Annotated in this window: 16 protein-coding genes and 1 tRNA gene; 9 read left to right on the top strand and 8 right to left on the bottom strand. The window is 64.4% G+C overall.

Translation table 11 applies throughout. The annotated features are described in order from the left end of the window. Positions 1–52: 52 nt before the first annotated feature. Both FJ425_RS19940 and FJ425_RS19935 read right to left on the bottom strand, forming a co-directional pair. Complete coding sequence (locus FJ425_RS19940) at positions 53–301, bottom strand: hypothetical protein (RefSeq protein WP_246677962.1); 249 nt, start codon at positions 299–301, stop codon at positions 53–55. Positions 302–338: 37 nt separating this feature from the next. After that, positions 339–1,631 (bottom strand): sugar ABC transporter substrate-binding protein, encoded by a 1,293-nt coding sequence (locus tag FJ425_RS19935; protein WP_140632637.1) that lies wholly within the window; start codon positions 1,629–1,631, stop codon positions 339–341. A gap of 283 nt (positions 1,632–1,914) precedes the next feature. Between FJ425_RS19935 and FJ425_RS19930 the strand changes: the two genes are divergently transcribed. From FJ425_RS19930 to FJ425_RS19920, 3 genes are read left to right on the top strand one after another with little or no spacing between them, the layout of a single operon-like run. After that, on the top strand, positions 1,915–2,787 hold the full coding sequence (locus FJ425_RS19930) for an ROK family protein (RefSeq protein WP_140632634.1): 873 nt from the start codon (positions 1,915–1,917) through the stop codon (positions 2,785–2,787). Beyond that, positions 2,784–3,551 carry a GntR family transcriptional regulator gene (locus FJ425_RS19925; RefSeq protein WP_140632631.1) on the top strand — a complete coding sequence of 256 codons (768 nt, stop codon included), beginning with the start codon at positions 2,784–2,786 and terminating at the stop codon, positions 3,549–3,551. Before FJ425_RS19930 ends, FJ425_RS19925 begins: the two co-directional genes overlap by 4 nt. A gap of 22 nt (positions 3,552–3,573) precedes the next feature. Continuing rightward, positions 3,574–4,365, top strand: a complete 792-nt coding sequence (locus tag FJ425_RS19920) for an SIS domain-containing protein (RefSeq protein WP_095766248.1) — start codon at positions 3,574–3,576, stop codon at positions 4,363–4,365. A 41-nt stretch (positions 4,366–4,406) separates the two neighbouring features. Here FJ425_RS19920 and FJ425_RS19915 read toward each other — a convergent pair whose 3' ends face one another. Then, complete coding sequence (locus FJ425_RS19915; RefSeq protein ID WP_095766249.1) at positions 4,407–4,589, bottom strand: hypothetical protein; 183 nt, start codon at positions 4,587–4,589, stop codon at positions 4,407–4,409. Positions 4,590–4,890: 301 nt separating this feature from the next. Between FJ425_RS19915 and FJ425_RS19910 the strand changes: the two genes are divergently transcribed. Then, a complete protein-coding gene (locus FJ425_RS19910) occupies positions 4,891–5,325 on the top strand; it encodes a hypothetical protein (protein WP_140546328.1) in 435 nt (144 codons plus the stop codon). A 77-nt stretch (positions 5,326–5,402) separates the two neighbouring features. Here the strand turns inward: FJ425_RS19910 and FJ425_RS19905 are convergent, their stop codons facing one another. From FJ425_RS19905 to FJ425_RS19895, 3 genes are all read right to left on the bottom strand, one after another. Next, on the bottom strand, positions 5,403–6,593 hold the full coding sequence (locus tag FJ425_RS19905; protein ID WP_140725533.1) for an NADH-quinone oxidoreductase subunit D: 1,191 nt from the start codon (positions 6,591–6,593) through the stop codon (positions 5,403–5,405). 79 nt (positions 6,594–6,672) lie between these two features. Then, a complete protein-coding gene (locus FJ425_RS19900; protein WP_140546330.1) occupies positions 6,673–7,083 on the bottom strand; it encodes a hypothetical protein in 411 nt (136 codons plus the stop codon). Between the two features lie 83 nt (positions 7,084–7,166). After that, the gene (locus FJ425_RS19895) at positions 7,167–7,778 is read right to left on the bottom strand and encodes an alpha-ketoglutarate-dependent dioxygenase AlkB (RefSeq protein WP_181164933.1); all 612 of its coding nucleotides are present in this window, start codon (positions 7,776–7,778) and stop codon (positions 7,167–7,169) included. Between the two features lie 95 nt (positions 7,779–7,873). On the opposite strand from FJ425_RS19895, the gene FJ425_RS19890 reads away from it, so the two are divergent. Continuing rightward, positions 7,874–8,104, top strand: a complete 231-nt coding sequence (locus FJ425_RS19890; RefSeq protein ID WP_140546332.1) for a KTSC domain-containing protein — start codon at positions 7,874–7,876, stop codon at positions 8,102–8,104. A gap of 17 nt (positions 8,105–8,121) precedes the next feature. On the opposite strand, the gene FJ425_RS19885 is transcribed toward FJ425_RS19890, so the two are convergent. After that, positions 8,122–8,211: transfer RNA gene (locus tag FJ425_RS19885), tRNA-Ser, on the bottom strand. A gap of 455 nt (positions 8,212–8,666) precedes the next feature. Here FJ425_RS19885 and FJ425_RS19880 point away from each other — a divergent pair. The 4 genes from FJ425_RS19880 to FJ425_RS19865 all read left to right on the top strand — a co-directional run bounded on the left by FJ425_RS19880 (position 8,667) and on the right by FJ425_RS19865 (position 11,528). Beyond that, positions 8,667–9,368, top strand: coding sequence for a DUF2569 family protein (locus tag FJ425_RS19880; RefSeq protein WP_140632625.1), 702 nt, complete (start codon positions 8,667–8,669; stop codon positions 9,366–9,368). Positions 9,369–9,452: 84 nt separating this feature from the next. Further along, entirely contained in the window at positions 9,453–9,779 is a 327-nt protein-coding gene (locus FJ425_RS19875; protein ID WP_140632622.1) for a hypothetical protein, read from the top strand. A 236-nt stretch (positions 9,780–10,015) separates the two neighbouring features. Next, positions 10,016–11,005: a BMP family ABC transporter substrate-binding protein gene (locus FJ425_RS19870; protein WP_140632619.1), complete on the top strand. Its 990-nt coding sequence runs from the start codon at positions 10,016–10,018 to the stop codon at positions 11,003–11,005. A gap of 67 nt (positions 11,006–11,072) precedes the next feature. Further along, complete coding sequence (locus FJ425_RS19865; RefSeq protein ID WP_140632616.1) at positions 11,073–11,528, top strand: GNAT family N-acetyltransferase; 456 nt, start codon at positions 11,073–11,075, stop codon at positions 11,526–11,528. On the opposite strand, the gene FJ425_RS19860 is transcribed toward FJ425_RS19865, so the two are convergent. After that, a complete protein-coding gene (locus tag FJ425_RS19860; RefSeq protein WP_140632613.1) occupies positions 11,523–11,930 on the bottom strand; it encodes a hypothetical protein in 408 nt (135 codons plus the stop codon). The genes FJ425_RS19865 and FJ425_RS19860 overlap by 6 nt on opposite strands. Between the last annotated feature and the right edge of the window lie 11 nt (positions 11,931–11,941).

The following is an 11,941-nucleotide window of genomic DNA, read 5'->3' as shown; positions in this document are numbered from 1 at the left end:
ACCAGCGCGAGGTCGCCGGCGGCACGGCGCTGCGCACGGTGCTGTTTTCCACCTACATGGTGCCGATGATCGCGGTGTTGAGCAGGGCCGTCTTGAAATCGCGGCCGACCGAGGTGGGGCCGAAAATCTCGTGGAAATTGCCAAGCCCGACGAAGCTTGCCTCGGAAAAGGGCGTCTGCGTCGACCAGTCCTGGAAGGACAGCCACACGGTCAGCAGCATCGGCAGCAGCACGAACACGCCGATCAATGTCACGGCGGGCGCAAGCATGATGCCCGCCGAGGCACGAAAAGCTTTGGCCATTCATCGGACCCAAAACATGCCGGGCTGAAACCCGACTCTATTTCGCCGCGCGCTCCAGGATCGACGTGGCGTCGGTCTGCGCATTCGCCTGCGCATCCTTGGCCGAGACCTGGCCATACTGCAACGCCTCGAGCGTCTGCTGCAGCGATTCCGAGAATTCCTGGCCGCCGAGCACGACAGGGAAGGGGCGCGCATCGGCAAGCACCGAGACGTAGCCGGACAGGAATTCGGAGCCGAGCTTGTCCTTGTGCGCCTCGATGTCGGAAGTGCGTGACGGCAGGATGCCCATCGACATCAATATGTCGGACATGGCCGAGGCGCCGTTCTTGCCCGACTTCGGGCTATTCAGCCAGGCGAGGAACTCCCAGGCTGCCTTCTGCTCGGCCTCGCCGGCCTTGGCGTTGACGACGGTCATCCAGGAATAGGAGATCGAATGCGGCTTGTCGCCGCTTGGGCCGACGGGGATGGGAGCGGTGGCGATGTTTGCGAACTTGTCGCCCATGCCGGTCTTCAGCGCGCTTTCCCACCAGTTGGCCATGATGATCATGCCGGTCTTGCCGGAGACGAAATTGTCAAGGAACGGACCCGTGGTGTTGGCGTCTGCCGTTGCCATCGCCGGATTGCTCGCGCCGGACTTTATCAAGTCTTCATAGAGCGCGAAGGTTTCGCCGGCCTGGGGACTGTCCAGCGCCGGCTTGCCGTCCTTGACCAGGTTGCCACCATTGGAGACGAGCAGCGAGGCGAAAGGATGGACCACGCCCGCCGCCCATGAGTTGATCATGCCGAAGCCCTGCTGGCCCTTGGCCTTGTCGGTCAGCTTCGCGGCGGCATCCTTGAGTTCGGCCCAGGTCTTGGGCGGGGCGGCGATGCCCGCTTCCTTGAACAGCGCCTTGTTGTAGTTCAGCGCGTAGACGTCGATCTCGTTCGGAATACCGTAGAGCGTGCCGCCGACCGAGGCGGCGCTGACGACGCCCGCCGGCCAGGCGCTTTTCACCTCGGCTGCCACCGCATCGGGAGCGGGGGCGACGAGCTTGTCCTTTGCCAGTTCCGGCAGCCACAGATCGTAGATGCCGCCGATCGTCGGACCATCGGACGAGCCGCCCTGCGAGCGCAGCGTGGTCAAGAGATCGCCGAACGGAACCGCACGCACGGTGACGGCGACATCCTGGTGCTCCTTGGAAAAATCCTTGGCCGCCGCTTCGAGCAGCGCCACCGTCTCCGGCGACCAATGCGTCAGGTAGGAGATGTTGACCGATTGCGCCCAGCCGGTCGCGGGCAGCGCAATAAGTCCCGCGGCGAATCCAAGCTTCGAGATCCAGGCAAGCGACATCGGCGTCCTCCACATAAAGCCATGACCAGCGTGGATGACGTTATGACAAGTTTGAGCAAAGGCGCAAGCCCCTTTGCATGCGAAACGTTGGGAGCACGTTTGCAGATGAAAAACTAGATGACGTCGATCCATTCAGATAACGTACATAAAATCAGCAAGATAAGATGTAGTTCCTGGGCCGACCGCCGATCGATGGGTAGCCGTCAACGTCTTTTCGGCTCTTGCGGACGACATCATGTCGTTATAATGACATCTGAAAAAACGCTGACCGGAGCCGCGATACATGACACGGGTCCTCGCCATCGATCTCGGCGGCACCAATCTGCGCGCCGCCGTCCATAACGGCGACATCGACGGCCTGGCGCGACAGGTCCCCGAGCCGGCGCCGGCGAGCCTCGACGCGTTCGTGACGCGCGTCCGCACGCTTGCGGCCGCAGGCGAGGCCGAAGCGCTCGGGCTTGCCGTGCCGGGACTTGTCGAGGGCTCCGCATGCCGCTGGATACCGAATCTGCCCTGGCTCGACGGCGTCGACATCGCGGCGCTGTTTCCCGACCTTCGCGTGGCGGTCGGCAATGACGCGCAGATCGCGCTGCTCGCGGAAGCGGCGAAAGGCGCGGCCGAGGGTGTCTCCGACGCGATCCTGCTGGCCATCGGCACCGGCATCGGCTCGGCGGTGCTGGCCAATGGCCGCATCGTCGCCGGCGCGCATGGCGGCGCCTGTTCCTTCGGCTGGGCCTGCGCCGACGTCAGGGACCATGGCGAGGATCGCAGTGGCTGGCTGGAACGTGTCGCCTCCGGCCGTGCGCTGGACGCCCTTGCCGCACAGATCGGACTGGCCGACAGCCGCCAGCTGATCGCCGCCGCCAAAGCAGGCCAGCTTGCCGCACAGACCCTGCTCGAGGTGCCGGCGCGCCAGCTCGGCACGGCGCTCGCTGGCGCGGTCGGGTTGCTCGATCCAGGCGTCATCCTGGTCTCGGGCGGCCTGGCCGATGCGCTGGATGTGATTGCGCCGCCATTGCTTGCGGCGCTACGGCGTCAATTGCCGCCGCATCTGCGCGGCATCGAACTTAGGCCTGGAAAATTCGGCTCCCGCGCCGGCCTGATCGGTGCTGCGCTTGCCGGACAGGCGGGAAGCGGGTGGAGGCAGATCCGATGAGCGAAGCGAGCTTTCAGCAGCCGGACCGCAGGCGACCGGAGCCGCTCTGGTACCAGGTCGAGGAGGCGATCCGCGCCATCGTCAAGAGCGGCGAGTGGGCGACCGGCGACCAGATCCCGGCCGAGGACAGGCTCTGCGCGCTGTTCGGCGTCAGCCGCATCACGCTTCGCCACGCGCTGCGCAATCTTGAGGAAAGCGGACTGCTCAGGCGCGAGCATGGAAGGGGCACCTTCGTGCGCTCGGCGACACTGGTCGCCGGCACGCGCGAGCTCACCTCCTTCACCCAGGAGATGGGCAATATCGGCGTGGTCGCCGGCTCGCGCCTGCTCGACTGCAGCCTGACGACGGCGAGTGCGGCGGCGGCCGGCGCGCTGGAGATCGAGGAGGGCGATCCTGTCGTGCGGATCCGGCGGTTGAGGCTCGGCAACAACGAGCCGATCGGCATCCAGACGGCGCAACTGGCGGCCGCGCGCGTGCCGGGCTTTCTCGATGCCGGCCTGCTCAAGGGCTCGCTCTATGAGGCGTTGGAGCGTCAGTACGGCATCGTGCCGGTCGAGGCGCGCGAGAACTACCGCGTCGGCGCGGTCAGCGCCGCCGATGCCGAGCTGCTCGACCTGCCCGCGGGCAGTCCCGCCTTCGTCGTCGAGCGCATCACCATCGACGAGCGCGGCCCGTTCGAATTCACCGTCTCGGTCATGCGCGGCGACCGCTACGAGATACGCTCGACGCTGCGCGCCGGCCGCCTTCCAAACACCAGAAGCTGACACGATCAACAGGAGTACCGAAGTGTCCGATCTCTACATTCCCCGTCTCGCCGCCCTCATCGAGCAGGCATCGAAGGCCAATGAAGAAGCCTTCGGCCAGGCGGCGAGCCGCTTTGCCGACACGCTGCAAAATGGCGGGCTGGTCCATCTCTACGGTTCGGGCCATTCGGTGCTGCCGGCGCAGGAGATGTTCCCGCGCTATGGCAGCTTCGTCGGCTTCAATCCGCTGACCGACCCGCGCGTGATGTGGCACAACGTGCTCGGCGCAGGCGGCGTGCGCGAGCTTTTGTGGCTGGAGCGGACCGAGAAATATGCCGAGAAGTTCCTCGACCATCAGCCGCTGAACAAGGGCGATTCCATCATCATCTTCGGCCATAGTGGCCGCAATTCCTCCGGCATCGACACCGCGCTCTATGCCAAGAAGCGCGGCATCTTCGTCGTCGCGGTCACCAGCAAGAACAATCTCGACAAGCCGGCCACGCATTCCTCCGGCAAGCGGCTGGCGGACGCCGCCGACCTCGTCATCGACACCTGCTCGCCGATCGAGGACGCGGTGGTGCCGATCGAAGGCTGGAGCCGCCCGGTGTCGGGCTCGTCGACGGTGCTGGCGATGATCATGGCGCATGAGCTGCTTGCCCGCACGGCCGAGCAATTGTCGAAGCGCGGCATCGAGCTGCCGGTCTTCGCCTCGCCGACCATTGCGGGCGTGACGCTGCATGACACCGACGTCATCTACGGCGTCTACCGCGAACGCATGATCGAGGCGCAGAAGAAGCACCTGCCGACCTTCCAGGCGACGATGCGCGGGGAATGATCAGGCGGCGGGAGGCGCATCAGGCGCCTCCCGCGAGCCGTTCAAATCCGGCGCCGCCTGGTTGCGGAATGCCTGGGCGGCGCGTCATTCTCATCGGGATTGGGGATCGGCTCCTCGTCGGGCAGCCGGTCCGGCTCCGGCTCGCGCACCGGTTTCGGTTCCGGGATGGGCGGCGGCGTGGGCACGGGCGTGGGAGATGGGTCCGGATTGGGGAGAATGGCCATCGCGTTTTCCTTCCGTTCGATGCCTTGGCAAGGCCTGCTGCGAATCCCAAAAACCGGGATGTCCTGCCCGACCTGAACTGATGGAGGTGACCGCTGCATTCGGAGGCTTCGTCTGGAGCGATCGGCGGCGCAAGCTGGCAGAACGGCCACGCCCGCGGATGGTTCCAACACGATCGCGGCGCGCGACGGCGGCAGACAATGATCAAATGATTCCACCTGCCTGTTTCGGCTCTTGCCGGCGTCGGTCGGCGCCTTAAATCCCGTTGTGGACGGGGGCCATCTGCCGACACAGGAGACGGCCGTGAAGCACCAAACCCTTGATCAGATCAACGCCGTTGCCGACGTTCATGCCGAAGCACCGGCTCTCATCGCCAATCGCGGCCAGCGCCTCGAGCGCTGGGCGCAGCTTCTTGAACAAAATCCCGGCCGCCGCCTCACGGCGCTGGCGGGCACCGAATACGCCTCTGCCGATGTGCGCCAAAGAATGCGTATCGACGGCTCGGCGATAACCATCGCTTTCGAGGACCCGATCTTCCGCGCGCAAGGCCTGCGGGACGACACTTACGGCGAAGCCAAGCGCTTCTTCGAAATGAGCGACTGGCAGCTGCATGAAGTCGTCTGCCATTGCCATGTCGGCGCCAACATGCCGGCCCGCTGGGCGGCCTCGCGCGTGCGCGCGGCGATCTCCCCGGGCGCCGGCATCTTTGCCTGGCTGAGGGCGGTGTTCATGCGTTAGAGCGGTTCCGTCGGCGGGATCGCGTCGGGCTCGACGGTTGGCGGAGACGAAGGAGAGGCGCCGGGCTCTCCTTCGCGTCAGCGATCGATCTCGCCGAAGACGATGTCGAGCGAGCCGATGATCGCCGCGACATCGGCCACCATATGCCCGCGCGACAGGAAATCGATCGCCTGGAGATGGGCGAAGGATGGCGCGCGTATCTTGCAGCGATAGGGAACGTTGCTGCCGTCCGAGACCAGATAGACGCCGAACTCGCCTTTCGGCGCCTCGACCGCGGCATAGACCTCTCCGGGCGGCACGCGGTGGCCTTCGGTATAAAGCTTGAAATGATGGATGGTCGCTTCCATCGAGCGCTTCATGGTGGCGCGCGGCGGCGGCGTGATCTTCTGGTTCGGCACGGCGACAGGACCCTGGCCATCGGATGAGCGCAGCTTTTCCAGGCACTGCCGCATGATCCGCACCGACTGCCGCATCTCTTCCATCCGCACCAGATAGCGATCGTAACAGTCGCCGTGCTTGCCGATGGGGATGTCGAAATCCATTTCGGGATAGCATTCATAGGGCTGCGCCTTGCGCAGGTCCCAGGCGGCGCCCGAGCCGCGTACCATGGGGCCGGAGAAGCCCATGGCCCAGGCGTCGTCGAGCGAGATCACGCCGACATCGACATTGCGCTGCTTGAAGATGCGGTTGTCGGTGAGCAGGCCCTCGAGATTGTCGCAGGCCTTCAGGAACGGATCGCAGAAATCCCAGATGTCGTCGAGCAGCTTTTCCGGCAGGTCCTGATGGACGCCGCCGACGCGGAAATAGTTCGCGTGCATACGCGCGCCTGAGGCGCGTTCATAAAACACCATCAACTTCTCGCGTTCGGCGAAACCCCATAGCGGCGGCGTCAGGGCACCGATATCCATGGCCTGCGTGGTGACGTTGAGAAGATGCGACAGGAGCCGCCCGATCTCGCAAAACAGCACGCGGATCAGTTGGCCGCGCCGGGGGACGGACAGCTCGAGCAGCTTTTCAGCGGCAAGGCAGAAGGCATGCTCCTGATTCATCGGCGCGACGTAGTCGAGCCGATCGAAATAAGGCAGGGCCTGCAGATAGTTCTTGTATTCGATCAGCTTTTCGGTGCCGCGATGGAGCAGGCCGATATGCGGATCGGCGCGGTCGACGATCTCGCCGTCCAGTTCCAGCACCAGCCTGAGCACGCCATGCGCCGACGGGTGCTGCGGCCCGAAGTTGAGCATGAAGTTGCGGACCGCGGCTTCGGTCATGACGGCCTCCGCAAGAGTGAGGATCGAAGGCGAACCGCGGCCCGTCGGCCGCCGTTCGGCTGGGTCATGCCCCCAAAGGTCAGGCCGTCGTCTGGATGATCAGCGTCAGGGTGCCGTCACCGTCGATGTTGGCGGCAACGACCTGCGAGGAATTCAGTCCGTTCGCATGCAGAACCGACGTCGCCTCGGGCGAGGCGTCGACCGAGTTCTGCAGCTTGGCCAGTTCCTTGGCGGTCGTCCTGGTGACTATGGCTTCGGCCTGCGCCTTCACTTCCGAGGGCAGGTCCTCCATCGCCACCACGACGATGTTGGTGACGTTCTGGGCGGCATCGTCTTGGCCGGGTTGGGACTGGCCGGGCTGCGGCTGGCCGGGGATGGGCTCCTGGGCTGGCGGCGTCGCTTGCGGCGGCTGCGGATCGGCGCGTTGAGCGGAAGCGGGTTGCGCCAATGCCATTGCCGACAGCGTCAGGACCATCGTCAACATGCGCATCGTCTTTCCTTTCCATCTGGAAAACCTGACGACACAACCCTGGCGCCCCGCGATGGTTCCCGGATAATCGCCGGCGCGGCTGCTTAAAGAGCCCGCATTGTCCGCAACGTCACCGAATAGCGATGGCGTTCGACTGGCGGGATGCTGTGCTCCCACTCGTTCCTGGCCGGCCCTGCCATGAGGTAGAGCGATCTGGGCTCGACCTCGATCGTTTCACGGTCCCATGCCGCGCCGTTCTTGCGGCGCAGCCGGAAGCTGCAGGGCGCGAGCAGGGAAACGCCGGCGACCAGCTCGAAATGCGGCTTGTCCTGATGCCAGCCTATGCCGGCGCCCGGGCGATATTCGTTGATCAGCATTTGCGCGAACTCTGTTGCGGGGATGCACGCGAAAGCGGCGACCTTGGCGCGAAGCGGCAGCAGGAAGTCCGGTATGGGCGGCGCCTCCACGACCTGGCGGCGTTCGTAATCGTAGCGCAAGCCGAAGCCGACGATTTGCCTGTTGGCAAGATGGCCGTGAAAATCGAACGGCTTGAAGGGCAGGCCCCGGATATGACTGACCAGCTCGTGTTCCTCGTCGCGGGTAATCAGGTCCGGCAGGTAGGAGAAGCCTACGGGCATGGGCGGCTGGCTTTCAGGCGCACCGAAGAGATCGCCCTGGAAAGCGTCGCCGGCAGCTCGGTTTTTCAATGATGTCATGCGGCTCAGATAGGCAATCGGGCCCCTTGTGCAAGCCGGCATGGCGGAACCTCGCGGCGCAGGAAGGATTAAGCGTTGGAAGCAGGAGACGGCACATGCCTTCCACCGCGATCCGGACTATCCATTACGATCCGTCGAGGCGGGTCCTCTCGGTATGGTTCGTCCCGACCGGCAAGCGCTATGACTATGAGGACGTAGGACCCGAGGTCTACACCGCTTTCAAGGCGGCCTTCTCAAAAGGACAGTTCTTCAACGAATTCGTGCGCGACCGTTTCAGATATCACCTGGTCGAGCATGAAGGCTCGGCCTGCTCCGAAAAAATATAGAAATCAATCAAGTTGGCTGGCGGAGAGAGCGGGATTCGAACCCGCGTTACGGTTTCCCGTAAACACACTTTCCAGGCGTGCGCCTTCAACCACTCGGCCACCTCTCCGTCTTGGCATCTCGCGTCGGTCGGTTTCGCCGCGCGGGTTGGGGAGATGCTCCCTTGGGAAGTCCTCAACGGATGTCTGGTGTGCCTTCAACCGGCAGGCAACCCTTCCCGGCACCGCTAGCCGTCTAGGCAAACAGGCGCGGGGCTCATCTAGTCGATCCTAAAGCGAATGCCAAGCCATATTGGCATTGCCGCGGCTTTTGCCGTGTATGGGCGCAAAGACAGGGTCAGGGGCGATGCGTTCGAATGATGTGCACAGGCCGATCGCGACGCGCCGGTGATGCTTGACTTCGCCTCCGCCCGGCTGTCGACTGCGCCAAATCTTTGTTTTCATGCAGTCCCGGTGGACGGTTGCGAGCTTTCCCTGGATTGCCGGTTCGGTTTTTTGCAATTCCCGCCGGAAAGCCGCGAGGTGGCTTTCCCGGAATTGCCTGGGCGAGGGGCATCGTCCCGACATGGCATCGATCGACCAGCAACCCGCAGGGCGGCCGGACGGCGGGCTTTCCCTCATCCCGGTGGCGTGGCTCGTCATCGTCATGGGGCTGTCGGCCTACGGGCTGATCTCCTCCTGGCGGCTGATCGGCGACTTCAGCCTGCCCGACAGCGTGTTCTTCCTGGTCTATGGCGGCCTTACCGGCGGCGTCATCACCATCCTGTGGGGGCTGTACCTGCTTGGCCTTGCCTTCAACCGCTCGGCCCGCTTCCCGCGCCATTACACGATCTGGCAGATCGCCATCATCATCTGGCTCCTGGTGCGCCAGGCCTATGTGTTGCTCGTGTCCGACTTCGTCTTCTCGGCCGAGGCGCTGGGCTTCACCGTCGCCGAGATCGCCATCGGCCTGCTCTGCATCTACCTGCTGCGCAACGGGGCCGGTGCCGAGACGATCTACGCCAATCCGGAGACCGAACGGCCGCCGGTCTTCGTCTCGATCCTTGCCGCGCTGCTCGGCATCATCCTTGGCGGCGCGATCGGCGCCTGCGCCGGTTTCTTCGCCGGTTCGCTGATAGCGGACCTGACGCATATGAGCTGCTTCGAGGGCGCCTGCGGATTTTTCGCGGCTTTTGTCGGCCTGGGAGGCCTGATCGTCGGCGCGATCGCCGGCGGTATTTTGGCCGTCTGGCGGGTGAATCGGCGCAGACCGGCGCGGGCTCGCTAATTTCACAGGTCGCGATTGCGCGGGAACCACGCAGGCTCTATGTCGATTGCGGGGTAGACGGGAGCTTTCCCGGGGAGAGCGTCGATGTTGCGTTTCATCTTTCGGCTGGCAGCCATGGTTGCGCTGTCGATCTCCGTGATCATGGCGGTGATTGACACGACACGCTCGGTCGCAGCCTCCTCACTGGTGATGACGCCGCTCAATGCAAGCTGGCTCGCGGTCTCGCCCGATACCCGTGCGGCCTTCGAGACTTTCGTGCGCGCCAAGGCAAGCCCGCTGGTCTGGGACGGCGCCGTCGCCTGGGTGCTCGCGCAACCAGGGTTTGCTGTTTTCGCGGTGCTGGCCTTCCTGCTCTACGCCATCGGCTACCGGCGCAAGCGCCGCGGCGCGGAATTCGCCCCAAGTCCCTGAAGGCCCTTGTTTTGATGCTGTTGCGGCCGGTCGGCCACGGCGAAACCGCCGAGCCCTGCGCCGGTAACCGCTTTTTCCAACAGGTCAAAATTCCACGTGAATTTTGTTTCGCGCCGTGCCAGATTGACCGCGAGCGGGAGGGGCAAAACACTTCCTGCCTGGCGCCGCAAGCCTGCCGGAGAACCGGGCGGGCAGGCGGCGCATAACGGAAAAATAACCGACAGGGTGTGGATCACATGAAACGTATCGTTCTCGGCCTTCTGGCCGCAACTGCAATGGTTCTTCCGGCTTTCGCCGCGGACGTGCAGCCCGCCATTCTCTACGATCTGGGCGGCAAGTTCGACAAATCCTTCAACGAGGCCGCCTATAACGGCGCCGAGAAGTTCAAGAAGGAAACCGGCATCGCCTATGTCGAATTCGAAGTCTCCAACGCCTCGCAGCGCGAGCAGGCGCTGCGCCGCTTCGCCGAGGACGGCCGCAACCCGATCGTCATGGCCGGCTTTTCCTGGGAAGATGCGCTGAAGAAAGTCGCAGCCGAATATACCGACCTCAACTTCGCCATCATCGACGATGCCGTCGACCTGCCCAATGTCCGCTCGCTGGTGTTCAAGGAGAACGAAGGCTCCTATCTCGTCGGCATCCTGGCGGCGATGGCTTCGAAATCGAAGAAGGTCGGCTTCGTTGGCGGCATGGACATCCCGCTGATCCGCAAGTTCGAATGTGGCTATGTCGGCGGCGCCAAGTCGGCCGGCGCGACGGACGTCATCCAGAACATGACCGGCGACACGCCGGCCGCCTGGAACGACCCGGCCAAGGGCGGCGAGATCGCCAAGACGCAGATCGACCAGGGCGCCGACGTGGTCTACGCCGCTGCCGGCGGCACCGGCGTCGGCGTGCTGCAGGCGGCAGCGGATGCCGGCAAGCTCGGCATCGGCGTCGATTCCAACCAGAACGGCCTGCAGCCGGGCAAGGTGCTGACCTCGATGATGAAGCGGGTCGACGTCGCCGTCTACAACACCTTCATGGATGGCAAGAACGGCACCTTCAAAGGCGGCCTCGAAAATCTCGGCCTCAAGGAAGGCGGCGTCGATTACGCCATGGACGACAACAACAAGGCGCTGGTCACCGACGAGATGAAGGCGGCCGTCGAAAAGGCCAAGGCCGACATCATCTTGGGCAAGGTCCAGGTGCACGACTACACCACCGACAACGCCTGCCCGTATTGATCTGCGGCTGAAGCAAGGTTTGAACCGCCGGGCCAACGCCCGGCGGTTTCGCTTTGGAGATGGAACTATGCGGCCGACGATCGAGGCCATGGCGGAAGGCGACGTCGAAGCAATCGCGAGGCTTCGCCTAGCGGCTTTCTTCGAAGGCACGGATCGGACACTCGACGAGGACATGGCCGGGTTGCGCGGGCTGATCGCCGGCGACGGCTCCGAGGCAGCCTTCGTTGCGCGCGACCGTGGCCGGCTGATCGGGAGCTGCCTGCTCGTCCGCAGCGAAATCAGTTCGCCGCACGACTTCTCGCCATGGCTGGCTGGGCTGATCGTCGAGGATGGATATCGCGGCAGCGGCGTCGGCACGGCGCTGGTCAGAACCGTCGAAGCTCGTGCCGTCTCGGCCGGTGTCGGCAAGCTCTATCTCTACACCTGGCAGGCGCGCGGCTTCTACGAGGCGCTTGGATGGACGGCGGTCGAGACCTTCGAGCAGGACGGCGCGCCGATGCTTCTGATGTCGCGTGAGCTATAGCGTGCCGGCGAGATAGCCGAGCGCAAAGGCGGCCAGCAGGGCAAGCGCAATAACAAAGCCAAGCCTGCCGCCACGCGAATGCAGGCCGACGCCGTAGGACTTGCGCTCAAGCCGATGGATCATCACCGGCGGCGGTTCCGTCTCGGAGGCGGCGACGCCGGCAAGGCGTGTCTGCATCTGCGGCAATTCGGCAAGGCGCCGCGTGACCAGCTCCCAGCGATTGTCGCGCCCTTCAGGTGCCGCGGGATCGAATGCGCGCAAGCGCTCGGCCAGCCGCAGCACCGTGTCGCGAAAGGCGGGATCGATCTCGAGGTCGCGCTCGGCGCGAGCGCGTTCCCTGTCGTTCATCAGGCCAAAGACATAGTCGCCGGCCCTGGCGACACGGTCGCTTTCACCGGACATGGCCGTTTTTT

The organism is Mesorhizobium sp. B2-7-2, from assembly GCF_006440775.1.
Classification (GTDB): Bacteria; Pseudomonadota; Alphaproteobacteria; order Rhizobiales; family Rhizobiaceae; genus Mesorhizobium.
Note: the sequence above shows the minus strand (reverse complement) of the source record. Positions and strands in the feature narration are given on the sequence as shown.

What these genes read in the sequence shown, in the direction of transcription:
- FJ425_RS19895 (WP_181164933.1), bottom strand. Translation starts at nt 7,778, where the DNA reads ATGACATCATTGAAAAACCGAGCTGCCGGCGACGCTTTCCAGGGCGAT.
- FJ425_RS19900 (WP_140546330.1), bottom strand. Translation starts at nt 7,083, where the DNA reads ATGCGCATGTTGACGATGGTCCTGACGCTGTCGGCAATGGCATTGGCG.
- FJ425_RS19860 (WP_140632613.1), bottom strand. Translation starts at nt 11,930, where the DNA reads ATGTCCGGTGAAAGCGACCGTGTCGCCAGGGCCGGCGACTATGTCTTT.
- FJ425_RS19875 (WP_140632622.1), top strand. Translation starts at nt 9,453, where the DNA reads ATGTTGCGTTTCATCTTTCGGCTGGCAGCCATGGTTGCGCTGTCGATC.
- FJ425_RS19915 (WP_095766249.1), bottom strand. Translation starts at nt 4,589, where the DNA reads ATGGCCATTCTCCCCAATCCGGACCCATCTCCCACGCCCGTGCCCACG.
- FJ425_RS19940 (WP_246677962.1), bottom strand. Translation starts at nt 301, where the DNA reads ATGGCCAAAGCTTTTCGTGCCTCGGCGGGCATCATGCTTGCGCCCGCC.
- FJ425_RS19935 (WP_140632637.1), bottom strand. Translation starts at nt 1,631, where the DNA reads ATGTCGCTTGCCTGGATCTCGAAGCTTGGATTCGCCGCGGGACTTATT.
- FJ425_RS19865 (WP_140632616.1), top strand. Translation starts at nt 11,073, where the DNA reads ATGCGGCCGACGATCGAGGCCATGGCGGAAGGCGACGTCGAAGCAATC.
- FJ425_RS19890 (WP_140546332.1), top strand. Translation starts at nt 7,874, where the DNA reads ATGCCTTCCACCGCGATCCGGACTATCCATTACGATCCGTCGAGGCGG.
- FJ425_RS19880 (WP_140632625.1), top strand. Translation starts at nt 8,667, where the DNA reads ATGGCATCGATCGACCAGCAACCCGCAGGGCGGCCGGACGGCGGGCTT.
- FJ425_RS19905 (WP_140725533.1), bottom strand. Translation starts at nt 6,593, where the DNA reads ATGACCGAAGCCGCGGTCCGCAACTTCATGCTCAACTTCGGGCCGCAG.
- FJ425_RS19870 (WP_140632619.1), top strand. Translation starts at nt 10,016, where the DNA reads ATGAAACGTATCGTTCTCGGCCTTCTGGCCGCAACTGCAATGGTTCTT.
- FJ425_RS19925 (WP_140632631.1), top strand. Translation starts at nt 2,784, where the DNA reads ATGAGCGAAGCGAGCTTTCAGCAGCCGGACCGCAGGCGACCGGAGCCG.
- FJ425_RS19930 (WP_140632634.1), top strand. Translation starts at nt 1,915, where the DNA reads ATGACACGGGTCCTCGCCATCGATCTCGGCGGCACCAATCTGCGCGCC.